Source organism: Mesorhizobium sp. M0408, assembly GCF_040321495.1.
GTDB lineage: Bacteria > Pseudomonadota > Alphaproteobacteria > Rhizobiales > Rhizobiaceae > Mesorhizobium.
This window is the reverse complement of the sequence record NZ_JAMYRO010000003.1, coordinates 277,894-299,529: the sequence shown is the minus strand read 5'-3', so window position 1 is coordinate 299,529 and position 21,636 is coordinate 277,894. Positions and strand designations below refer to the sequence as shown.

Here is a 21,636-nt window from a genome sequence, read left to right as displayed (position 1 = left end):
CCGAGCAATCGGCCTTTTTTGCAGATTGCGCACTCTGGAAAGACCTAGCTTGCCGCCGGCTTGCCGTGCTTGATCAGATCCTGGGCAATCGACAGCCGCAGCACATCTGCCAGCTCGCGCGCCGCACGGTTCTCGGCGTCGATCTGGGCCCGGTATGACGCGAATTCCTGGCGCGGCCTGTCGTATGACGACGGAATCGAGCGCTTGCCCCTCGCTATGACCGTGCCCGTCTTGGCATCGCTGAGCACATAGTTGGCAGTCAGCGTCACAGTGCCGGCGGTCGGCTCGTCTTCGTCGGTCGTGACCTGCTCGATTGCCGCCGATTCGACGAGTTCGGAGACGCCGAGATCAAGCGAATAGACCGGCGAAGCCGGCTCGCCGGCGCCCTGGCCGAGCGCGAAGATCAAATTGTTGCGGACCTGCTGGGCGTAGCGGGTCTTGACCGGCTTGACCGAGATCGATGCCAGTTCGGCAGCAGCGCCGACCTGCGAGCCGGCGATCAGCGGCGCGCTCGAATAGAGCGGCCGCACCGTGCAGGCGGAAACCAGCGCCACCGAGGCGAGCAGCCCGCAAAGCACAACGCGGCGCAGCGTCAACTCTGTCTTTCGCGGATCAGGCAACGACATTGACGATCCTCTGCGGCACTATGATCACCTTGCGCGGCGCCTTACCTTCGAGCGCTTTCTGCACGAAGTCGAGAGCCAGAACCGCCTTTTCGACCGCACCTTGATCCGCGTCACGGGCAATTGTCAAATCGCCGCGTTTCTTGCCGTTGACCTGGACCGGCAGCACGATCTCGGCGTCGACGACAAGCGAGCGATCGTAATCCGGCCAGGGCCGTTCGGCGACAAGGTCGGTGCCGCCGAGCGTCTGCCAGCACTCCTCGGCCAGATGCGGCATGACCGGCGCGATCAGGTGCACCAGGATCTCGACGGCCTCACGGCAGGCCGCTTGCAGCGCCGGACCGGCCCTGCCCTCTGCCGCCTCGTTGAGCGGTACGGTCAAGGCATTGGCGAGCTCGTAGATGCGGGCGATGGCGCGGTTGAAGGCGAGCTTTTCGATATCCTCGCCGACCGACTTCAAGATCTTGTGCGCGGCCTTGGACACTGTCCCGGCCTCGCCGTCCTTCGCCGCCTCTGGCCGGACTCCGGCGAGCGATTCGGCAGCCGTCGACACCAGGCGCCAGATGCGCTGGATGAAGCGATGCGCGCCGGCCGCACCCTCGTCGGTCCATTCGACATCGCGCTCGGGCGGCGAGTCCGACAGCATGAACCAGCGCGCCGTATCGGCGCCGTAGCCGTCGGTGATCTCTTCCGGACTCACCGTATTCTTCTTCGACTTCGACATTTTTTCGAGCGGACCGATCACCGCCTCTTCGCCGGTGGCGATTTCGAAGGCGCGGCGCTTGCCGTCGGCGTCTTCCAGCCTGACCTCGCTAGGCGCAAGCCAGCGGCCGTTCGAGGCGCCGCCAACCCGATAGGTCTCGTGCACCACCATGCCTTGCGTGAACAGGCCCCTGAACGGCTCGGCGAGATCGACATGGCCGGTCTCGCGCATGGCGCGGGTGAAAAAGCGCGAATAGAGCAAATGCAGGATCGCATGCTCAATGCCGCCAATATACTGGTCGACCGGCAGCCATTCAGTCGCGGCCTTGGGATCGGTCGGATCGTTTGCCCACGGCGCGGTGAAGCGAGCGAAATACCAAGAAGAATCGACAAATGTGTCCATCGTGTCGGTTTCGCGCCGCGCATCCTTGCCGCAACGCGGGCATTTGACGTGCCGCCATGTCGGATGGCGATCGAGCGGATTGCCCGGCCGGTCGAACTCGATGTCGTCCGGCAGCTTGACCGGCAGGTCGGCCTTCGGCACCGGCACCACGCCGCAATCCTCGCAATGGATCATCGGGATCGGGCAGCCCCAATAGCGCTGGCGCGAAATGCCCCAGTCGCGCAGGCGGAAATTCACCTTGCGCTCGGCCATCGGCCGGTTGCCGATGGTCCTTTGTTCCAGCAGCTTCGCCACCTCGTCGAATGCCTGATCCGGCTTCATGCCGTCGAGGAAGCGCGAATTGATCATCGCGCCATCATCGACATAAGCCTCGTCGATGACCTGGAAGCTTCCTTGATTCTCGCCTTCCGGCATCACCACCGGAATGACCGGAAGGCCGTATCTGTTGGCGAAGTCGAGGTCGCGCTGGTCATGTGCCGGGCAGCCGAAGATGGCGCCGGTGCCATAGTCCATCAGCACGAAATTGGCGACGTAGACGGGCAGCGTCCACCTCTCGTCGAACGGATGGACAACGCGAATGCCGGTATCGAAACCCTTCTTCTCGGCCGTCTCCAATGCCGCCGCCGAAGTGCCCATATGGCGGACTTCGTCGATGAACTTTGCCAGCGCCGGATTGTCCTCGGCGGCCTTTTTGGCCAGCGGATGGTCGGCCGCAATCGCCATGAAGGACGCGCCGAAGATGGTGTCGGGCCTGGTCGTATAGACTTCGAGCTCATGCTCGCCGGCGACTGGCTTGGCCAGCGGCCAGCGGATCAGCAGCCCTTCCGAACGGCCGATCCAGTTCGCCTGCATCAGCTTCACTTTTTCCGGCCAGTCGTCGAGTTGGTCGAGCGAATCCAGCAGATCCTGCGCGTAATCGGTGATCTTGAAGAACCACTGCGTCAGCTCGCGCTGTTCCACCAGCGCGCCTGAGCGCCAGCCGCGTCCGTCGATGACCTGCTCGTTGGCAAGCACCGTCATGTCCTCCGGATCCCAGTTGACCTTGGAGGATTTGCGCGTCACCAGCCCCTTCTCGACGAAATCGAGGAACAGCATCTGCTGGCGGTGATAGTAGTCGACGTCGCAGGTGGCGAACTCGCGGGCCCAATCGAGCGACAGGCCCATGACCTTGAGCTGCTCGCGCATGGCGGCGATGTTCTGATAGGTCCAGTCCTTGGGATGGACCTTGTTCTGCATCGCCGCGTTTTCGGCTGGCATGCCAAAGGCGTCCCAGCCCATCGGGTGCAGCACGTTGAAACCCTTGGCCCGCTTGTAGCGCGCCACCACGTCGCCCATCGTATAGTTGCGGGTATGGCCGATATGGATGCGCCCCGACGGATACGGGAACATCTCCAGCACGTAGTATTTCGGGCGCGGGTCGTCATTGTCGGCTTCGAACAGCTTCTTGGCGTCCCAGGCGTTCTGCCATTTGGGCTCTGACGCGCGCGGATTGTATCGTTCGGTTGCCATCGGGTGTTTTTCACTTAAAGCATGCGCGAGCCGCCGGACAATGCCCGGGCGGCTCAGGAAATGTCGTCGCGGTGTTCACCATGGATTGCCGGACCCGTCAACTGCGGCGATCCGGCGAAAAGCCAAACACAGGCAGGATATAGGCATGGCGAGCGCCGTCGAACAGCTTTTCACGGTCAAGGCAAGGATCGCTGCCGCCGAGCGCGAGGCAGGCCGTGAGGCCGGAGCGGTGACGCTGGTCGCAGTCTCGAAAACCTTCGACGCCGCCGATATCCGCCCGATTATCGAGGCCGGCCAGCGCGTCTTCGGCGAAAACCGCGTCCAGGAAGCACAAGCGAAATGGCCGGTGCTGAAGGAGGCATTTTCCGACATCGAGCTGCATCTGATCGGTCCGCTGCAATCGAACAAGGCCAAGGAAGCGGTGGCATTGTTCGATGTCATCGAAACCGTCGACCGTGAAAAGATCGCCGCAGAGCTGGCCAAGGAGATCGCCAGGCAAGGCCGGTCACCAAGGCTCTATGTCCAGGTCAACACCGGCTCCGAGCCGCAAAAGGCCGGCATCGAGCCGCGCGAGGCTGTCGCCTTCGTGGCCCGCTGCCGCTCGGTTCACGCCCTCGCCATCGAAGGGCTGATGTGCATTCCGCCGGCCGACGAGAACCCCGGTCCGCATTTCGCGCTGCTGGAAAAGCTTGGGCTTGAGGCCGGCGTCGACAAGCTCTCCATGGGCATGTCCGGCGACTACGAAACCGCGATCGCCTTCGGCGCGACCAGTGTCAGGGTTGGATCGGCAATTTTCGGCGCCAGATGAGGCGCAGCCGACCTTAGGCCACAGGCTGACATTGACTGCGCCAGCGTATAGAAACGGAACGTTTCGTTCCTATATGGGTCGAGTTATTCTCAACCCGTCGGGAGCCACCCATGCGTTACAATCAACTTGGAAATACGGGGATGTTCGTCTCCGAACTTTGCCTCGGCACGATGACGTTCGGCGCGGCCGGCGAGAATGCCCAATGGGGCCTGATCGCCAGCCTCGACCAGAAGGGCGTCGACGAGATCGTTGCCCGCTCGCTCGCCGCCGGCGTCAATTTCTTCGACACGGCGGATGTCTATTCCTTCGGCGCCTCGGAACGGCTTCTCGGCCAGTCGCTCAGGAATCTTGGCGTCAACCGACAGGACGTGATCATCGCCACCAAGGTCCATGGCGCCATGGGCGGGGGCCCGAACCAGCGTGGTTCCTCGCGCGGCCACATCATGGATTCGGTCGAAGGCAGCCTCGAGCGGCTGCAGCTCGATCACATCGATCTCTACCAGCTGCACGGCACCGACACGGTGACGCCGATCGACGAGACACTGCGGGCGCTCGACGACCTCGTTGCCGCCGGCACGGTCCGCTATGTCGGCGTCTCGAACTGGCAGGCCTGGCGCGTTGCCAAGGCGCTGGGTATTGCCGAGCGCAAGGGATTTGCCGGCTTCGAGACCGTGCAGTCGTACTACTCGATCGCCGGCCGCGATCTCGAGCGCGAAATCGTGCCGCTGCTCAACGAGGAGAAGCTCGGGCTGATGGTCTGGTCGCCGATGGCTGGCGGCCTGCTCTCCGGCAAATACGGACCGGGCGCCCCCGGCAATGGCGAGGGCCGCCGCGCCAGCTTCAATTTCCCGCCGGTCAATGAGGACCGTGCCTGGGCAGCAGTCGCCGTCATGCGCGAGATCGCCGTCAAGCACGGCGTCAGCGTCGCCACGGTGGCGCTCGGCTATGTCCTGGCCAAGCCATTCGTGATGAGCGTCATCATCGGCGCCAGCCGCATGGAGCAGCTGGAACAGAACCTTGCAGCCACCGAGTTGAAGCTCGATGCCGATGATCTCGTTCGCCTCGACGAAGTCAGTGCCCTGCCCGCCGAATACCCCGGCTGGATGCTGGAACGTCAGGCTGCCGGCCGGCGTCCGGCGCCCGTTGTGCCGAAAACGTAACTCAATCTCACCTTCGATTCGATGCTTCGGGAGCCGGCAGGCTCCCGATCTTTTTTGGGCTCAGGTCAGCCGGACCGTCTCGACCAAAAAGTCCAAAAACGCCCGCACCCGCGCCGGCAGATGCTTGCCTTGGCCGACATAGACGGCGTGGGTGAGTTCCTCGTCGCCGGGGTTGAACTCTTCCAGCAGCGGCAGAAGCCGGCCGGCGGCAATGTCGGCCTCCACATGCCAGCGTGCCAGCCGGGCGAGGCCCGCCCCCGAGAGCGCCATCAGCCGCATCGCCTCGCCGTCGCTGACCAGCGTATTTCCGATGATCGACAGGGTGATCGGCTTGCCGGCCGCGTCGATAAAAGGCCAGCCCTCGAGGTGACGTACGAAACGGAAGCCCATCCGGTTGTGACGATCGAGATCGGCGGGCGTCTTGGGCGTGCCACGCGCTTCGAGATACGATGGCGCCGCAACGACGACCACCCGGCTCTGCCCGAGCTTGCGCGCCACCAGCCGTGATTCGCCGAGCGGTCCGGCGCGGATGGCGACGTCAGCGCGCTCCTCCATCAGGTCGATGACATCGTCGGTCAACACCAGATCGACCGAGATTTCGGGGTAGCGTTCTAGGAAACGCGGCAAAAGCGGGATCAGCCGATGCTGCCCGAAAGGCACGTAGCTGTTGATCCGCAGCCGGCCACGCGGCGCGGCACCCGCCGCTGCCTCGCGCTCGGCCGCCGCCATGTCGGCCAGGACGCGCACGCCGCTGTCGAAGAACGCCGCCCCCTCCGGCGTCAGTTGCAGCTTGCGCGTCGAACGGCTGACCAGCCGCGCACCAAGCCGCGCCTCCAGCCGCGCGATCAGCTTGCTCACCGCCGACGGCGTCATCCGCAACGCGCGGGCAGCGGCTGAAAAGCTGCCCGCCTCGACGACGCGGACGAACACTTCGATCTCGCCGGAGCGATTGATGTCGGGCCTGGCCATTGGTGAATCTATTTCACAGACGATGTGCCCGATGCAAGGCTGGTTCACAGCACATCGCGGCACGATCTTCCGGATCGGGGCGTGGGAGGACACGGCGCCCGTCGTCAAAACTGGTCGTCATCGAAGTGGGAACCGCCATGCCCCTTGCTCTTTACGCTCTTGCCGCCGGTGCGTTCGGCATCGGCGTCACCGAATTCGTCATCATGGGCCTGCTGCTCGACGTCAGCACCGATCTCGACGTCTCGATCTCGGCTGCCGGCCAGCTGATTTCCGGCTATGCGCTGGGCGTTGTCATCGGCGCGCCGCTGCTGACGATCGCAACCGGCCGTTGGCCGCGCAAAACCGTGCTTCTGGCGCTGATGGCGATCTTCACGCTGGGCAACCTCGCTTGTGCGCTTGCCCCAGACTACTGGACGCTGATGGGTGCGCGCGTACTGACCGCCTTCGCCCACGGCACCTTCTTCGGCGTCGGCTCGGTCGTGGCGACCGGACTGGTGGCGCCCAACAAGAAAGCCTCGGCGATCGCCCTGATGTTCACCGGCCTGACCATCGCCAACATCCTCGGCGTGCCCTTCGGCACATGGCTCGGCCAAGCCTTCGGCTGGCGCGCGACCTTCTGGGCGGTGACCCTGGTCGGCATCGCCGCCTTTACCATCATTCTGCTGCTGGTGCCGGGCAGCCGAACAGAGCCTGAGAAGAGCAATTTGCGCGCCGATCTCGCCGTGCTCGGCCGCACGCCGGTCCTGCTTGGCTTTGCTACCACCGTGCTTGGCTATGCCGGCGTCTTCGCCGTCTTCACCTACATCGCCCCGTTGCTGACCGAGATCACCGGTTTTGATGAAGCAGCGGTGTCGCCGATCCTGCTGGTCTTCGGCGGCGGCCTCATTGCCGGCAACCTCGCCGGCGGCAAGTTCGCCGACCGCTGGTTGGTACCGTCCGTTCTCGGCAGTCTCGTCGTCCTGGCGATGGTGCTCGGCACCATGACCTTCGCCCTGCACAGCCAGGTCATGGCCGTTATCTATGTCGGCCTGCTCGGCGCCGCCGCCTTCGCCACCGTCGCGCCGCTACAGTTATGGGTGTTGCAGAAGGCACAAGGCGCCGGCCAGAGCCTCGCCTCATCCTTCAACATCGCCGCCTTCAACCTCGGCAATGCTGCCGGCGCCTGGCTCGGCGGCGTGGTCATCGCCCATGGTCCCGGCCTCGATGCCGTCACCTGGGTCGCGGCCCTGTTGCCGCTTTCAGCGCTTGCCGTGGCGGCGTTTGCGCTGCGCCTCGACCGAGATCCTGTCCTCGCCACACCGGAAATCGCGCGGTCATAGAACGGCAAACCTCAACCAATCTTTGAAACAGCCATCCTTCCACAAGGAGCAAACCCATGGATTATCGAAATCTTGGCGCATCAGGCCTGAAGGTCCCGGCGCTCTCGTTCGGCGCTGGAACCTTCGGCGGTTCAGGCCCGCTGTTCGGCGCCTGGGGCAACAGCGATGCGACGGAAGCACGGCGGCTGGTCGACATCTGCCTTGAGGCCGGCGTCAACCTGTTCGACACCGCCGACGTCTATTCGAATGGCGCTTCCGAACAAGTGCTCGGCGCTGCCATCAAGGGCCGCCGCGACGCCGTGCTGATCTCGACCAAGACCTCGCTGCCGATGGGCGACGGTCCCAACGATGCCGGATCGTCACGTTCACGCCTGATCAAGGCCGTCGAAGACGCGCTGGGGCGCCTTGGCACCGACTACATCGACCTGCTGCAACTGCACGCCTTCGACGCAGCAACACCGATCGAGGAGGTGCTGTCGACACTGGACAGTCTCGTGCGCGCCGGCAAACTGCGTTATGTCGGCGTCTCCAATTTTTCCGGCTGGCAAGTGATGAAATCGCTCGGCCTGGCGGGCAGATACGGCTATCCCCGATACGTCGCCCATCAGGTCTATTACTCGCTGGTCGGACGCGACTATGAATGGGAGTTGATGCCGCTCGGCCTCGACCAGGGTGTCGGTGCGCTGGTGTGGAGCCCGCTCGGCTGGGGCCGCCTGACCGGCAAGATCCGCCGTGGCCAGAAGCTGCCTGAGAAAAGCCGGCTGCACGACACGGCAAGCTTCGGACCGCCCGTCGAGGATGAGCATCTCTATCGGGTCGTCGACGCGCTTGATGTTGTCGCCGAGGAAACCGGCAAGACCATACCGCAGATCGCCATCAATTGGCTGCTGCAGCGGCCGACCGTCGCCTCCGTCATCGTCGGCGCGCGCAACGAGGAGCAGTTGCGCCAGAATCTCGGCGCCGTCGGCTGGTCGTTGACAGCCGAGCAGATGAAGAAGCTCGACACGGCAAGTGAGGTCACCGCACCCTATCCGTATTTTCCCTATCGCCGGCAGGAGGGTTTTGCCCGGCTGAACCCGCCCGCAGTCTGACGCTCCAAAAGCTGGGCGGCGGCTCCCAGGCTGCCGCCCGCCCGGCTAATGCAGAACGAACTCGCCGTCGACCTTGCGCCATTCGTTCGGCGCGATCAGCTTCTGGTGCGTGTAGCTGACCGAATGCAGCGGGCCTTCGAGCTTGGCCTTCCAGAACTCGATGAAACGGATCAGCACGGGAAATTTCGGGGCGATGTCGTAATCCTGCCAGATGAAGCTCTGCAGCAGATGCGGATGATCTGGAAAGTGATAAAGAATCTTGGCCGTGGTCAAGCCATAGCCCTTGAGCATCAGGTCCATTTCGGAATGGTCGCGCATTGCGGTCCCCTGGTTGATTCTCCTTCCTCCCAGGCTGAAATTGTGCACCCCATTTGCTTAATCGTCTATTGATATTTCTATGATCGAACCAGATTACTTCCGCAAAAACATGCGCTTAGCAGCCGACTCACGAGAGTGCTGACACCGCCTGGTAAGGCGCCTGCGGCATCCCGCCGCGCGAATCCAACGTCTAATGTTGCCGTCGCGGCCGAACTGTTAATAATGCGCGCGAATTCGCGGCCGCATCGCTGCGATCCTGCCGGCGGTCAAGCCGGCGGTTTGGTTTTGGGGAGGAAGGCGAAGAAATGTCCGATGTTCATGTCCATCGCGTCCAGCCGGCGTGGAAGAAGAACGCGCTGATTGACAATGACACCTACCTGAAATGGTACGCCGACAGCGTCAAGAACCCGGACAAGTTCTGGGGCAAGCACGGCAAGCGCATCGACTGGTTCAAGCCGTACAGCAAGGTCAAGAACACGTCCTTCGACGGCCAGGTCTCAATCAAATGGTTCGAGGATGGCCAGACCAACGTTTCCTGGAACTGCATCGACCGGCATCTGAAGAAGCGCGGCGAACAGACCGCCATCATCTGGGAAGGCGACAATCCCTACGACGACAGGAAGATCACCTATAACGAGCTTTACGCGCATGTCTGCCGCCTCGCCAATGTGATGAAAAAGCACGGCGTCAAGAAGGGCGACCGCGTAACCATCTACATGCCGATGATCCCGGAGGCCGCTTATGCGATGCTCGCCTGCACGCGCATCGGCGCCATTCATTCGGTCGTCTTCGGCGGCTTTTCGCCGGATGCGCTGGCCGGACGCATCGATGACTGCAAGTCGACCTTCGTCATCACCGCCGACGAAGGCTTGCGCGGCGGCAAGCCGATCCCGCTAAAGGAGAACACGGACAAGGCGATCGAGATCGCCGCCAAGGCCGGAACGAAAGTCGAAAAGGTCTTGGTAGTGCGCCGCACTGGCGGCAAGACCGGCTGGGCCGCCGGGCGCGACGTCTGGTACCATGACGAGGTCGCGACGGTTAAGGCCGAATGCAAGCCCGAGAAGATGAACGCCGAGGACCCGTTGTTCATCCTCTACACATCCGGCTCGACCGGCAAGCCGAAAGGTGTGCTGCACACCACCGCCGGCTATCTCGTCTATGTCTCGATGACCCACCAATATGTCTTCGACTATCATGACGGCGATATCTACTGGTGCACCGCCGATGTCGGCTGGGTCACCGGCCACAGCTACATCGTCTACGGGCCGCTCGCCAACGGCGCCACCACGCTGATGTTCGAAGGCGTGCCGAACTACCCGTCGCAGTCGCGTTTCTGGGACGTGATCGACAAGCACAAGGTCAACATCTTCTACACGGCGCCGACGGCGTTGCGCGCGCTGATGGGCGCCGGCGATGCCCATGTCACCAAAACGTCGCGCAAGTCGCTGCGCGTGCTCGGCACCGTCGGTGAGCCGATCAATCCGGAAGCCTGGGAGTGGTATTTCAACGTCGTAGGCAACGGCAAGGTGCCGATCGTCGATACCTGGTGGCAGACCGAGACCGGCGGCATCATGATCACGCCGGTTCCGGGCGCCACCCACCTCAAGGCGGGTTCAGCGACGCGGCCCTTCTTTGGCGTCAAGCCGCAGCTGGTCGATACCGACGGCAAGGTGCTCGAAGGCGAAGCCAGCGGCAATCTTTGTATTGCCGACTCATGGCCGGGCCAGACGCGCACCGTCTATGGCGATCACGACCGCTTCGTGCAGACCTATTTCTCGACCTACAAGGGCAGATACTTCACCGGCGACGGCTGCCGCCGCGATGCTGACGGCTACTACTGGATCACCGGCCGCGTCGACGACGTCATCAACGTCTCCGGCCACCGCATGGGCACCGCCGAGGTCGAATCGGCGCTGGTTTCGCATGAGAAGGTCTCGGAGGCCGCCGTCGTCGGCTACCCGCACGATATCAAGGGCCAGGGCATCTACTGCTATGTCACGCTGATGGCCGGCGAAACGCCAAGCGAGGAATTGCGCCAGGAACTCGTCGCCCATGTCCGCAAGGAGATCGGCGCCATCGCTTCGCCCGACAAGATCCAGTTCGCGCCCGGCCTGCCGAAGACCCGTTCCGGCAAGATCATGCGACGCATCCTGCGCAAGATCGCCGAGGATGATTTTGCCGCGCTCGGCGATACCTCGACGCTGGCCGATCCGGCGGTCGTCGACGACCTTATCGCCAACCGGCAAAACAAGAAGGGCTGATGCAACCCGCATTGGGCGCCGTCACCGAGCTTTGGCGCTATCCCGCGAGCTCGCTCGCCGGCGAGTTTCAGCAGGCGATCTCCGTCGACCGGCATACCGTCGAAGGCGACCGCCTGTTTGGTCTTGTCGATACCTCGACCGATGAAATCGCACGGCCCGACCGCGAAGCGAAATGGCACAAGGTGCCCCGCATCCGCACCCGGCTGTCGCAGGCCGGCAGGCTGGAGGTCGCCATCCCCGACGGACGCTGGCTTTCGGCACCTGGCGCGCAAAGTGATCGCGCCATTTGCGCCTATCTCGGCTTTGCGGCTTCCATCCGGCCGTTCCGTCGGGAAAATGCGGCTCCGGATTACGCCGGCCCTCTGCTGACGGAACGCTACGTCAAAGCCCCTATTCATCTGCTGACCACCGCCTCACTGGCGCGTTTGAAAGTGCTGCATCCAAAGGGCACCGCCGACGCGCGCCGCTTCCGCCCCAACATCGTCGTCGATGTGCCGGAGGTCGAGGGGTCGTTCCCCGAGACGGAATGGATCGGGCGCAAGCTGGCGATCGGCGACCTGCTCCTGACCATCTCCGAGCCGTGCCGCCGCTGCGGCTTCACCATCATTGGCCAGGACGGGTTCGACCACGACCCGGCAATCCTGCGCAGCCTGGTCCGCCACAACGCCCATAACCTCGGCGTCTACTGCACCGTCGATCGACCGGCCCGCGTCGAGATCGGCGCCACGATGCGCCTCCTGTAGCTATCGGTACAAATCCGCCCGCGTCGGCGGCAGGCCGCTCGGCCCACGCGCGCGCCTTGTGGCGACGGTCTGGAAAACCTGCGCCGAGGCGCGTTCGAAGGTAATCGAGCAGCCGGTGAGATAAAGCAGCCAGAGCCGCGCCTTGGCTTCGCCGACCTCGGCGATAGCTTCGTCGAAGCGTGCGTGGAGGCGCTCGGCCCATAGCCTGCAGGTGCGCGCATAGTGCTCGCGCAAATTTTCGACGTCGTAGACGAGGAAGCCGTGGGCCTCGAGATTGCCGAGCGTCATGCCGATCGTGTCGAGTTCGCCGCCCGGAAAAATGTATTTGATCAGCGCCTTGAATTCCGGCCCCTTGCGCAGCGTCTTCTTCAAGCTGCCCTTGTCGCGCCGGGTGATGGCGTGGTGCAGATAGATGCCGCCCGGCTTGAGCAGGCGATGGATCCTCGAGAAATAGGCCGCATGGTTGGCAAGCCCCAGATGCTCGAACATGCCGATCGACGAGATCTTGTCGAAGGAGCCGGACAGCTCGGCATAGGACTTTATCTCGATGGTGATGCGGTCCTCCAGCCCCTCGGCGCGGATGCGTTCACGGGCGAGCTCGGTCTGTGCTTCCGATAGCGAAACGCCGTGGCCGACGACGCCATAATTCTTCACCGCATGGATGAGCATCGCTCCCCAGCCGCAGCCGATGTCGAGCAATCTATCGCCGGGCTTCAGCCGAAGCTTGCGGCAGATATGGTCGAGCTTGTCTCTCTGGGCCTGATCGATATCGTTGGCGAAATCCTTGAAGTAGCCGCAGCTATAGACCATGCGCTCGTCGAGGAAGAGCCGGTAGAATGCGTTGGAAATGTCGTAATGATGCTCGATCGCCTCCTTGCTCGAACCGCTGACGAAAGGATTGCGGCCGGAAAGATCGGTTCGCGTCGTCATCTGTTTTCGCGAAAACAGCACCGCCGGCAGGTCGCGCAGGATCGCCAGCTTCGGCAATGTCTTGAGCTTCGTCCTGAGCTTGCCGTGCGTGGGCAAGGCGTAGAAATCGAACAGCGATCCGTCTTCGACGTCGACCGCCTTGGCAATCCACATCTCGATCAGCGTCGATAAAGAGGGCCGACGTACGATCTGCCAGACGATGTCCTGGTCGTTGATGGTGAGCACCGGGCCGGCAGCCGGGCCGATCCGCTCGCCTGTCCACAGCCTCACCGCAAAACCCGGCTTCAGCGTCTCGATGACCGTCCGAACAATCCGGGCCGCTCTCTCGGCTGCCTCCATCCCGTCCTCCCTTACCCGGCAAAATAGTGGCCCGGAACAATAGCGGCTCGATCTTGCCTGCCCGATCGGCCGGCCGCAAGCCGCCCGAGTGCACAAGCAGGCTTGTTCAGGATTTTCGGGTGCCGCGCCTTGCCATTTGCCGGATGACACCCCATCATGAGGGAGTGTTCAACAAATCGAAAGGAGGTGATCCGATGTCGAGTGATTTCGTTTTCCAGAACGTGGCCTCAGCGGATCGCACTTTCGGGAAGCAGTCTTCCCGCTAAGGCGCGAGATGCGCGGCTGGCGACCAGGGTCGCCGCCAGGAGCCGCGCCATGGACGGAAACACGGAAGGCCGCCGGCTTCGCGAGAAGCGGCGGCCTTTCCTTTTTGGGCTGTTGTCCCCTATTTGGTTACGGTTAACATCTCGACGTTGCGCGCTATATCCTGGAAAGCCTGGTTGAGTTCCGTTCCATTGGCCGCCTGATAAAAGTGCTTGATCTTGGCGGTGTCCGGGCTCGCGCAATCCTGGAGCGTCGCCTTGGCATTCGTTTCGTTTAGGTCAAACCCAATGGTGAAGACCTCGATGCCCTTGTCGCGCATGGCAGCGCAAAGTTTCTTGGCGGCCGTGCGGGTCGGCTCCTTGCCGGCGTCATTGTAGACGTCGCTGACCGTGCTCGCATCGAAGTAGGACAGGTTGAATTCGCCATCGGTCATCAGGATCGCGATCTTGGCAACCTTCTTTGGATCCATCTTGGCCGGCCGTTCCGAGGCTTTCATCACACTGCCCCAGTTTTCCGAAAGCATGTACCAGGTCCACTGCACGCCGATATGGCCGGCGGTGCCGCCGGAGGCGACGAAATTCTTGATGACCGTCTTGAGCGCCGTCGCATCCGCTGTCAGCGGCATCAGCGCGGCGATCGGGCAGGCGGCGGTGCCGGTCTGCCAGGCGAAGGATGACAGCAGGTAGTCGCGATTGACCATGCTGACGTCGGGGCCCGCATCCGAATACTGATAGGTCCCCTTGCGCTCGGTGGCGCAATTATCGGGACGGATAAAGCCCGAGACATACTGCACGGCGTCATTGGCCGGCGCCTGTTTGCGTTGACTGGCGGTGGTTTCCACATAGACGCTGCTGGCGGCAAGTGTACCGGCATTCACCGAATTGGCATAAGGCACGATGGCAACCCGCACACGTGGCTTGGAGGGGTCCTGGCCGCCCAGGAAGCTGTCGACAGCATTCGCCGCGGCCGCCCGCAGATCGATGATTTTCTGGCCGGCCATCGACCCGGTCACGTCCAGCATCATCGCGACTTCGATCTGCTTGTCCGAATAGAGCGCCGTCGTCGATGCGGGGACGCGTTGCATGCCACCCGTGCTGAAAAGCGGGAAATAGTAGTTGACGTTGACATGGACGTCCGCCTGGACAGTCTTGGCTGTCCTGTCGACAACCAGATTGTCGAGGACGATCTGGTTGTCCTGGAGGATACCCGCCGTGCTGTTGGCATCGAGAAAGGCCTGCACCGATTTGCTGGCGTCGGCCTCGCTGATGACGCCGGTTGTCAGGTCGCGGGCCGTCGAGGTGACCGCTGCATCGACCACGCCTTGCAGGCTCGATTTTACATTGTAGAGTTGGGACACGTTGACCGCAAAGCCGACACTCAGTGCCAGCACTGAGCCGATTATCCCAAACAGGACCGCGAAATTTCCGCTGCGATCCCCGGCAAAGCCGCCGATCGTCTGAACAAGACCCCCGAAACGCCGCATTCCTTCCGCCTCCATTCGCTACAGCCTGCAGCTGTCCGAACGCGCATTGCAGGAATCCGGCCGGATCGCGCCGCCAGGCCCGGGAAAGCGACCGGCCCGCGATCAGGTCATTGTTTCCAAACGGTTTCGAGCGGCGGCAGGGTAAACAGAGGGTAAACGAAAGCTGCGCCGGCACGGCTTTGTCGACAAAGCGCTTACCACGAACAGGCTCGCAATTCAGGACGACTGGACTGCGTCCCAATCCGGTACAGACGAGATGTATCGAACCGGTTCAGCACGATCGCGGTGGCGGGAAATGGAAACACGGACTGTGAATGTGTCCCGAAAGACTAGGCCAGCATCCGTGCGCTGACCGTCTTGTCGACGCCACGACAAGGCGGCTTGAACAGATTACCTTCCTGCTCGTGCGTCCAGACCTTGAACAGGGTGAGCCGATGCGGGCCAAAACTGTGCAGCAGCGGCACGTCGGTGGCGTCGCGGCCGCGGGCGATGACGACGCGGCCGATCCTCGGCACATTGTGGCGAGGATCGAAAGTGTACCACCTGCCGTCGAGGAACACTTCCACCCACGCCGAGAAATCCATCGGCGCCGGATCGGCGGGCACGCCGATATCGCCGAGATAGCCGTTCACGTAGCGGGCCGGGATGTTCATGCAGCGGCAGAGCGTGATCGCCAGATGGGCAAAGTCGCGGCAGACGCCGACGCGTTCCTCATGCGCCTGCGCCGCCGTGCGGGTCGAGCGCGCATAGCCGTAGCCGAAGGACAGGCGGTTGTGGACATAGTCGACGATGGCCTGCACCCGCGCCCAGCCCGGTGGAAGCTGGCCGAAAAGTTGCCAGGCCAGGTCGCCGAGATGGTCGGTCTCGCAGTAACGGCTGCCGAGCAGATAGCCGAGCACCTCGTCCGGCAATTCGGCAACCGGGACTTCTCTCGCCAGCGTGTTGACTTCGTCCGTCTCGCCGCTGTCCTCGACCACCGCGTCATAAAGGATGCGAAAGCTTCCGGCCGGCGCCGTGAAGCGGCGGCAGCTATTGCCGAAAAGGTCGTGGTAGACCCTGGTCGGGACCGACGGCGAGGTCAGCACGCGCGTCTGCCGCTTGATGTCGGCCTGGCGATCCCCGTGGATATCGAGCAATGAAACGACCGGCGTTGCTGCAACGCATTCAATGGCAATTTCATAGCCGAGCCGAATCAGCATCGCCCTCCCCTGCGATCGTCATGGAAGATAGTGCCGATCAACGCGGGACAGTGCGTGGCGGTTCCTTGTGGTCGTCAAAAACGACGCCTCGCGGCTTCCCATACGGACGCGGCAACGTTACGGTCGATTGACACGCGTCTTTCGAAATAATCCCTCCAAGATGACCCCGGGAAACCGATGTTTGCAGGCAGAAAATTCGCGGCCTTCCTGTTCGATATGGACGGCACGATTCTCAATTCGATCGCCGCAGCGGAAAGGGTCTGGGCAGCGTGGGCGCATCGGCAAGGTCTTGACGTCGCCGCATTCCTGCCGACCATCCACGGCGTGCGGGCGATCGAGACCGTCGGCCGGCTGGCGCTCCCAGGCGTCGATCCTGCCCGCGAAGCCGATTCGCTTTTGCAGGCCGAGGCGGCCGATGTCGAGGGCATTCGCCCGATTGCCGGCGCCGCGGCCTTCCTGGCGTCGCTGCCGCCTGGAAGCTGGGCGATCGCCACTTCGGCACCGCGCGAGCTCGCCCTGCTGCGCCTGCAGGCCGCGGGTATTCCGGCTCCCGCCGTGATTGTTGCGGCGGAGGATGTATCGCGCGGCAAGCCGGCGCCCGACTGCTTCCGGCTGGCGGCCGAACGGCTCGGCGTCGATGTGGGCGACTGCCTCGTCTTCGAGGACGCGCCGGCCGGCATAGCGGCGGCCGAAGCCGCGGGCGCTGCGGTCGTGGTGATCAGCGCCACGCACCGGCATCCGTTGGAGACGCCGCATGCCACCATCGCCGGCTATGACGCGATCGGCATCGCCGTCGATTCCAGCGGCTGGATTGCCATCGGAGTGGAGCGGGCCGCGCTGCCTGTTTGACTAGCACCCTGCCTGGGCTAAAAGTCGCTGGTCAGGCCCTTGACCTCCCAGTCGCCATAGCGGCCAGGCTCCTTGCCGCCGCGCCCGCCCATCTCCCTCGGCAGCGTGGCTTCCTGCTCGCGATATTTCTCCCGCCGGGCCTCGGCCTCGACCAAGGCGCGCCTGGCTGCCGGGGTCAGCGGCTTTTGCGGCGAGCCGTTAGCATGCGTTTGGCTGGTTTTGTCGATCATGCGATCTTCCGCTAGATTGAAACAGGCCCCGATTGAAACGGGAACCGCTGTTTCCCATCATATAGCGATGGGCCCACAAGGATCGACCCCTTTGTTGGGCCAGAACGGAGCAGACGATGAACACCCTTCGCACCGCCATGCTTTTGGCCGCAATGACGGCCCTGTTCATGGGTGTCGGCTATCTCATCGGCGGATCCGGCGGCATGATGATCGCGTTGCTGATCGCCGCCGGCACCAATTTGTTCAGCTATTGGAACGCCGACAAGATGGTGCTGTCGATGCACCGTGCGATCGAAGTCGACGAACGCAACGCGCCTGAATATTACGCCATCGTGAAGGGTCTCGCGCAACGTGCCGGCCTGCCGATGCCGAGAACCTATCTCATCGACAATCCGCAGCCCAATGCCTTCGCCACCGGCCGCAATCCGCAAAATGCCGCTGTCGCCGCCAGCACCGGCCTGCTCGAGCGGCTATCGCATGAAGAAGTCGCGGCGGTGATGGCACACGAGCTCGCCCATGTGCAGCACCGCGATACGCTGACCATGACGATCGTCGCCACCTTTGCCGGCGCAATTTCGATGCTCGGCAATTTCGCCTTCTTTTTCGGCGGCAACCGCGACAATAACAATTCCTTTGGCATCGTCGGCGTGCTGGTGGCGATGATAGTCGCGCCCCTGGCCGCCATGATCGTGCAGATGGCGGTGAGCCGCACCCGCGAATATGAGGCCGACCGGCGCGGTGCCGAAATCTGTGGACACCCGCTGTGGCTCGCCTCGGCACTTGACAAGATCGCGCGGGGCGCCGAACGCATCCGCAACCCGGATGCCGAGCGCAATCCGGCAACCGCCCATCTCTTCATCATCAATCCTCTTTCCGGCGAGCGCATGGACAGTTTGTTTTCCACTCACCCGAGCACAGAAAACCGCATCGCCGCGTTGCAGAGGATGGCGAGCGAAATGGCCGGCGCACCCGAAGCGGCCGCGACGCCAAGGCCGGCGCCGGAAGGGACCGGGCAGCAGCCGTCTGGTCCGTGGGACAGGGCCGCGCGGCCCGAGAGGCCGGCTGAGCCGGCCAAGCCGAGACCCAATCCCTGGGGACGCAATCCGACCGGCCCCAAAGGTCCGTGGTCGTGAGTTCAGCGAAGCGCCGGCACGGAATTTCAGGCGATCGTGAACACAATTCGAGCGGCGTGGCCGTAGCGGGCCGCGCCGCGCGCAAGGCAGCCGCGCGCCTGCTTGCCGCGGTTATAGACGCGAGGACGCCGCTCGACGGGCTGACCGACCAAGAGAACGGCCATCCGCAGTACAAGGCGCTCGACCTGCGCGACCGCGCCTTGGTGCGCGCCATTCTGGTCACCGCCCTGCGCTACCGCATGACCATATCAGGCCTTTTGGCCCGTCGCCTGGAAAAGCCGCTGCCGCCCAACGCCACGGCGCTTTCGCACATTTTGCATGTGGCGGCAGCGCAGATCCTGTTCCTCGATGTTCCCGACAGCGCCGCCGTCGACCTCGCCGTGACACACGCCAAGTCCGATCCGCGCACGGCGCGCTTTTCCGGCCTCGTCAACGGCGTGCTGCGCACGCTGGCGCGGGCCAAGCAGGACGAGCTCGCCGCAGCACGTGCCGCTACCGACGAGGCGCCAAAATGGTTTTCCGACCGTTTGAAAACGGTCTACGGCCTCGACAAGGCCAGGCAGATACTGCTCGCCCATCGCCATGAGGCACCGGTCGATTTCTCGGTCAAGTCGGACCCGGCGCTGTGGGCCGAACGGCTCGGCGGCTTTGTCTTGCCGACCGGCACGGTGCGGGTGGAAAAGCTCAGCGCTTCCGTGACCGAACTGCCCGGCTTTGGGGAAGGCGCCTGGTGGGTTCAGGATGCAGCGGCCAGCCTGCCGGCCCGGCTGTTCGGCGACATCAATGGTTTGCGAATCGCCGACCTCTGTGCCGCGCCGGGCGGCAAGACCGCCCAGCTGATCCTCGCCGGCGCCCACGTCACCGCGCTCGACATGTCCAAAACGCGGCTGGCACGGCTGACGCAGAACCTCGAACGGCTCGGTCTGGCCGCCGAGATCGTCCAGGCCGATCTGCTCAAATACGAGCCGAAGGACCTCTTCGACGCCGTCCTCCTCGACCCACCATGCTCTTCGACCGGGACGGTGCGGCGGCATCCCGACGTTCCCTGGACGAAGACGGCGGCCGACGTCGAAAAACTGGCCGACCTGCAACGCCGGCTGCTTGCCCGCGCCGTCACCCTGGTCAAGCCTGGTGGACGCATCGTCTTTTCCAACTGTTCGCTCGATCCGCTGGAAGGCGAAGAGCTCTATCGCGACTTTCTCGCCGGCAATGCGGAGATTGTCGACGACCCGCTTCGGCCGGGTGAGATCGCCGGCATCGACCCGTTTCTGACGCCGCAAGGCACGTTGCGCACCACGCCTGCCGATCTGGAGCTAGGCTCGCCGGGCCGCTCCGGGCTGGACAGTTTCTTCGCCGCCCGCATGCGCAGAGCCGGCTAAGGGACGATCTTGAAGTGCCGTCCGGCTTCATGGGGCGAGGAGGCATGGAAAACAGGCTGAACGGCCCCACCGCCGCGGAATTCGCCTTCGCACAAGTTCTTGAATCATATAAACTTGTGCTTGGGTGAGGACGATCAGGAGGGGTTTTGGCAATCGCTGCCGGTAACACGACGCGTCTGTGGACGCTTGTCGCGAGGGAGTTCTGGCGCAAGACGCGCCGGCGCTTGCGCGCCGGGCCACTCTATCGCTGGCGCTACTCAGGCCGCACGCCGGAGCGCGTCCTGATCGCCCCACCGGACCTGCGGCTCGCCGATCCTCAGATCGCGCTCGAGATCTATTACGGCCGCTATCCGCTTTCGGGGCATCTGGTCGAGACCGGCGGCAAATCGCCCTTCCAGATCGACGTGCCCAATCCCGGCTGGCAAAAAACGCTGCATGGCTTTCGCTGGCTGCGCCATATGCGTGCCGCCGGTACCGAGCTCGCCGCCGCCAACGCGCGGGCGTTGGTTTCCGACTGGATTGCAATCCATGGCAGCCATATTTCCGGCGTCGCCTGGGAGCCCGGCACGACGGCCAAGCGTGTCATTGCCTGGCTGCAGCATTCCTCGATCGTGTTGCAGGGCGCCGAATTTCCGTTCTACCGCGCGTTCTTGAAATCGCTCGCCGTCCAGATCCGCTATCTGCGCGCCATGGTGCGCGAGATGCCGGACGGCAAGGACAGGCTGCGCGCCCGCATTGCGCTGGCCTTTGCCGCTTTGTCGCTGCCGGCGCCGGCCTCGGCGCTACGCGGTGCTACCCGCAATCTCGCCGAGGAGCTCGACCGCCAGATCCTGCCTGACGGCGGCCATATCTCGCGTAATCCGATGACCGTGCTTGAAATCCTCGCCGACCTTCTGCCGTTGCGCCAGACATACGCCAATCAGGCCGAGACGCCGCCGGCCGCCCTGATCGGCGCCATCGACCGGATGCTGCCGGCACTGCGCTTCTTTCGCCATCAGGACGGCAGCCTTGCCCGCTTCAACGGCATGGGCGCCACCATTCACGACCGTATCGCCAGCATCCTGCATCACGACGACACCGCCGGCGCACCGTTGCTGCACGCGCCGCATTCGGGTTATGAGCGCCTGTCGATGGGCGGTGTCACTGTGATCGCCGATACCGGCCCGCCGCCCCCCGTCGACGTATCCAATGCCGCTCACGCCGGATGCCTCGCCTTCGAATTGTCGTCGGGCCGCCAGCACTATATCGTCAACGCCGGAATAGATACTTATGGCGCCGCCGAGTTCCGGCCGCTTGCCCGCGCCACCGCCGCCCACTCGACCGCCACCATCAACGACACGTCGTCGGCGCGCTTCAATCACTCCTTGCGCGTCAACGACCTGCTCGGCACGCCTTTGATCGGCGGACCGCAGCATGTACCTTGCAAGCGCACCGACCAGAAGGGCAGCCAGGGCTTCATCGCCCGCCATGACGGCTATGTGGCGCGCTTCGGCTTCCTGCATGAGCGCGAGCTGAAATTATCGACCGAAGGCAATGTGTTTGCCGGCAGGGACCGTTTCCTGCGCCCGGGCGGCGCTTCTATCCGCAACAATGGACGTGACTTCGTCACGGTGCGTTTCCATGTCCATCCCGATATAAGCCTGCTCCAGGATGAGCATGACCGTCTGGTGCTGGCCGCCGACCATGCCGACACCTGGGTGTTTACCTCTACCGAAGTGGTGCCAGAGGTCGAGGAATCGATCTATTTCGCAGGGCTTGGCGGCCCGCGCCGCAGCCGCCAGATCGTGCTTGCGTTCAAGGCCTCGGAAATTGCCGAGGTCCACTGGCAATTGACGCGCACCATCATCGCCGGCCGTCCGGAAAAAGCTGAAGCCGGTGGCAACGGCAGACACTGATCAAGTCTTGCGGCTTGATTTCCGGGCCT

Annotated in this window: 18 protein-coding genes; 10 read left to right on the top strand and 8 right to left on the bottom strand. The window is 63.5% G+C overall.

What is annotated here, in order from left to right:
- Positions 1–44: 44 nt before the first annotated feature.
- Together NKI67_RS05460 and leuS are read right to left on the bottom strand one after the other, a co-directional pair.
- Positions 45–626, bottom strand: coding sequence for an LPS assembly lipoprotein LptE (locus NKI67_RS05460; RefSeq protein ID WP_023678104.1), 582 nt, complete (start codon positions 624–626; stop codon positions 45–47).
- A complete protein-coding gene (gene leuS, locus NKI67_RS05455; RefSeq protein WP_023678105.1) occupies positions 613–3,237 on the bottom strand; it encodes a leucine--tRNA ligase in 2,625 nt (874 codons plus the stop codon). The genes NKI67_RS05460 and leuS overlap by 14 nt, the downstream gene beginning before the upstream one ends.
- 145 nt (positions 3,238–3,382) lie before the next feature.
- On the opposite strand from leuS, the gene NKI67_RS05450 reads away from it, so the two are divergent.
- Both NKI67_RS05450 and NKI67_RS05445 read left to right on the top strand, forming a co-directional pair.
- A complete protein-coding gene (locus NKI67_RS05450; protein ID WP_023678106.1) occupies positions 3,383–4,045 on the top strand; it encodes a YggS family pyridoxal phosphate-dependent enzyme in 663 nt (220 codons plus the stop codon).
- A 110-nt stretch (positions 4,046–4,155) separates the two neighbouring features.
- A complete protein-coding gene (locus tag NKI67_RS05445) occupies positions 4,156–5,205 on the top strand; it encodes an aldo/keto reductase (RefSeq protein WP_352644646.1) in 1,050 nt (349 codons plus the stop codon).
- Between the two features lie 60 nt (positions 5,206–5,265).
- Here the strand turns inward: NKI67_RS05445 and NKI67_RS05440 are convergent, their stop codons facing one another.
- Positions 5,266–6,174, bottom strand: a complete 909-nt coding sequence (locus tag NKI67_RS05440) for a LysR family transcriptional regulator (protein ID WP_023678108.1) — start codon at positions 6,172–6,174, stop codon at positions 5,266–5,268.
- Between the two features lie 137 nt (positions 6,175–6,311).
- On the opposite strand from NKI67_RS05440, the gene NKI67_RS05435 reads away from it, so the two are divergent.
- The gene (locus tag NKI67_RS05435; RefSeq protein ID WP_352569514.1) at positions 6,312–7,493 is read left to right on the top strand and encodes an MFS transporter; all 1,182 of its coding nucleotides are present in this window, start codon (positions 6,312–6,314) and stop codon (positions 7,491–7,493) included.
- Between the two features lie 56 nt (positions 7,494–7,549).
- Positions 7,550–8,584, top strand: a complete 1,035-nt coding sequence (locus NKI67_RS05430; RefSeq protein WP_352574608.1) for an aldo/keto reductase — start codon at positions 7,550–7,552, stop codon at positions 8,582–8,584.
- A 45-nt stretch (positions 8,585–8,629) separates the two neighbouring features.
- Here NKI67_RS05430 and NKI67_RS05425 read toward each other — a convergent pair whose 3' ends face one another.
- Positions 8,630–8,902 (bottom strand): usg protein, encoded by a 273-nt coding sequence (locus NKI67_RS05425; RefSeq protein WP_023678111.1) that lies wholly within the window; start codon positions 8,900–8,902, stop codon positions 8,630–8,632.
- A 305-nt stretch (positions 8,903–9,207) separates the two neighbouring features.
- Here NKI67_RS05425 and acs point away from each other — a divergent pair, with 305 nt between their 5' ends.
- Both acs and NKI67_RS05415 read left to right on the top strand, forming a co-directional pair.
- Positions 9,208–11,163 carry an acetate--CoA ligase gene (acs, locus tag NKI67_RS05420; protein WP_023678112.1) on the top strand — a complete coding sequence of 652 codons (1,956 nt, stop codon included), beginning with the start codon at positions 9,208–9,210 and terminating at the stop codon, positions 11,161–11,163.
- Complete coding sequence (locus NKI67_RS05415; protein ID WP_023678113.1) at positions 11,163–11,906, top strand: MOSC domain-containing protein; 744 nt, start codon at positions 11,163–11,165, stop codon at positions 11,904–11,906. Before acs ends, NKI67_RS05415 begins: the two co-directional genes overlap by 1 nt.
- On the opposite strand, the gene NKI67_RS05410 is transcribed toward NKI67_RS05415, so the two are convergent.
- The 3 genes from NKI67_RS05410 to NKI67_RS05400 form a co-directional block, all read right to left on the bottom strand.
- Positions 11,907–13,175, bottom strand: coding sequence for a class I SAM-dependent methyltransferase (locus NKI67_RS05410; protein WP_023678114.1), 1,269 nt, complete (start codon positions 13,173–13,175; stop codon positions 11,907–11,909).
- A gap of 385 nt (positions 13,176–13,560) precedes the next feature.
- A complete protein-coding gene (locus tag NKI67_RS05405) occupies positions 13,561–14,922 on the bottom strand; it encodes a pilus assembly protein (RefSeq protein ID WP_023678115.1) in 1,362 nt (453 codons plus the stop codon).
- Positions 14,923–15,251: 329 nt separating this feature from the next.
- Complete coding sequence (locus tag NKI67_RS05400; protein WP_023678116.1) at positions 15,252–16,121, bottom strand: transglutaminase-like domain-containing protein; 870 nt, start codon at positions 16,119–16,121, stop codon at positions 15,252–15,254.
- Between the two features lie 177 nt (positions 16,122–16,298).
- Here NKI67_RS05400 and NKI67_RS05395 point away from each other — a divergent pair, with 177 nt between their 5' ends.
- The gene (locus NKI67_RS05395) at positions 16,299–16,970 is read left to right on the top strand and encodes an HAD-IA family hydrolase (RefSeq protein WP_352644643.1); all 672 of its coding nucleotides are present in this window, start codon (positions 16,299–16,301) and stop codon (positions 16,968–16,970) included.
- 17 nt (positions 16,971–16,987) lie between these two features.
- Here the strand turns inward: NKI67_RS05395 and NKI67_RS05390 are convergent, their stop codons facing one another.
- Positions 16,988–17,200, bottom strand: coding sequence for a DUF1674 domain-containing protein (locus NKI67_RS05390; RefSeq protein ID WP_023678118.1), 213 nt, complete (start codon positions 17,198–17,200; stop codon positions 16,988–16,990).
- 116 nt (positions 17,201–17,316) lie between these two features.
- Between NKI67_RS05390 and htpX the strand changes: the two genes are divergently transcribed.
- The 3 genes from htpX (at position 17,317) to NKI67_RS05375 (ending at position 21,607) form a co-directional block, all read left to right on the top strand.
- The gene (htpX, locus tag NKI67_RS05385; RefSeq protein WP_023678119.1) at positions 17,317–18,333 is read left to right on the top strand and encodes a zinc metalloprotease HtpX; all 1,017 of its coding nucleotides are present in this window, start codon (positions 17,317–17,319) and stop codon (positions 18,331–18,333) included.
- Positions 18,324–19,712: an RsmB/NOP family class I SAM-dependent RNA methyltransferase gene (locus tag NKI67_RS05380; RefSeq protein WP_352644641.1), complete on the top strand. Its 1,389-nt coding sequence runs from the start codon at positions 18,324–18,326 to the stop codon at positions 19,710–19,712. The genes htpX and NKI67_RS05380 overlap by 10 nt, the downstream gene beginning before the upstream one ends.
- Positions 19,713–19,858: 146 nt before the next feature.
- On the top strand, positions 19,859–21,607 hold the full coding sequence (locus NKI67_RS05375) for a heparinase II/III family protein (protein ID WP_023678121.1): 1,749 nt from the start codon (positions 19,859–19,861) through the stop codon (positions 21,605–21,607).
- The last annotated feature ends 29 nt before the right edge of the window (positions 21,608–21,636 follow it).

Excerpts from the sequence above, each read along its gene's own strand:
- NKI67_RS05460 (WP_023678104.1), bottom strand. The coding sequence starts at position 626 with ATGTCGTTGCCTGATCCGCGAAAGACAGAGTTGACGCTGCGCCGCGTT.
- leuS (WP_023678105.1), bottom strand. The coding sequence starts at position 3,237 with ATGGCAACCGAACGATACAATCCGCGCGCGTCAGAGCCCAAATGGCAG.
- NKI67_RS05450 (WP_023678106.1), top strand. The coding sequence starts at position 3,383 with ATGGCGAGCGCCGTCGAACAGCTTTTCACGGTCAAGGCAAGGATCGCT.
- NKI67_RS05445 (WP_352644646.1), top strand. The coding sequence starts at position 4,156 with ATGCGTTACAATCAACTTGGAAATACGGGGATGTTCGTCTCCGAACTT.
- NKI67_RS05440 (WP_023678108.1), bottom strand. The coding sequence starts at position 6,174 with ATGGCCAGGCCCGACATCAATCGCTCCGGCGAGATCGAAGTGTTCGTC.
- NKI67_RS05435 (WP_352569514.1), top strand. The coding sequence starts at position 6,312 with ATGCCCCTTGCTCTTTACGCTCTTGCCGCCGGTGCGTTCGGCATCGGC.
- NKI67_RS05430 (WP_352574608.1), top strand. The coding sequence starts at position 7,550 with ATGGATTATCGAAATCTTGGCGCATCAGGCCTGAAGGTCCCGGCGCTC.
- NKI67_RS05425 (WP_023678111.1), bottom strand. The coding sequence starts at position 8,902 with ATGCGCGACCATTCCGAAATGGACCTGATGCTCAAGGGCTATGGCTTG.
- acs (WP_023678112.1), top strand. The coding sequence starts at position 9,208 with ATGTCCGATGTTCATGTCCATCGCGTCCAGCCGGCGTGGAAGAAGAAC.
- NKI67_RS05415 (WP_023678113.1), top strand. The coding sequence starts at position 11,163 with ATGCAACCCGCATTGGGCGCCGTCACCGAGCTTTGGCGCTATCCCGCG.
- NKI67_RS05410 (WP_023678114.1), bottom strand. The coding sequence starts at position 13,175 with ATGGAGGCAGCCGAGAGAGCGGCCCGGATTGTTCGGACGGTCATCGAG.
- NKI67_RS05405 (WP_023678115.1), bottom strand. The coding sequence starts at position 14,922 with ATGCGGCGTTTCGGGGGTCTTGTTCAGACGATCGGCGGCTTTGCCGGG.
- NKI67_RS05400 (WP_023678116.1), bottom strand. The coding sequence starts at position 16,121 with ATGCTGATTCGGCTCGGCTATGAAATTGCCATTGAATGCGTTGCAGCA.
- NKI67_RS05395 (WP_352644643.1), top strand. The coding sequence starts at position 16,299 with ATGTTTGCAGGCAGAAAATTCGCGGCCTTCCTGTTCGATATGGACGGC.
- NKI67_RS05390 (WP_023678118.1), bottom strand. The coding sequence starts at position 17,200 with ATGATCGACAAAACCAGCCAAACGCATGCTAACGGCTCGCCGCAAAAG.
- htpX (WP_023678119.1), top strand. The coding sequence starts at position 17,317 with ATGAACACCCTTCGCACCGCCATGCTTTTGGCCGCAATGACGGCCCTG.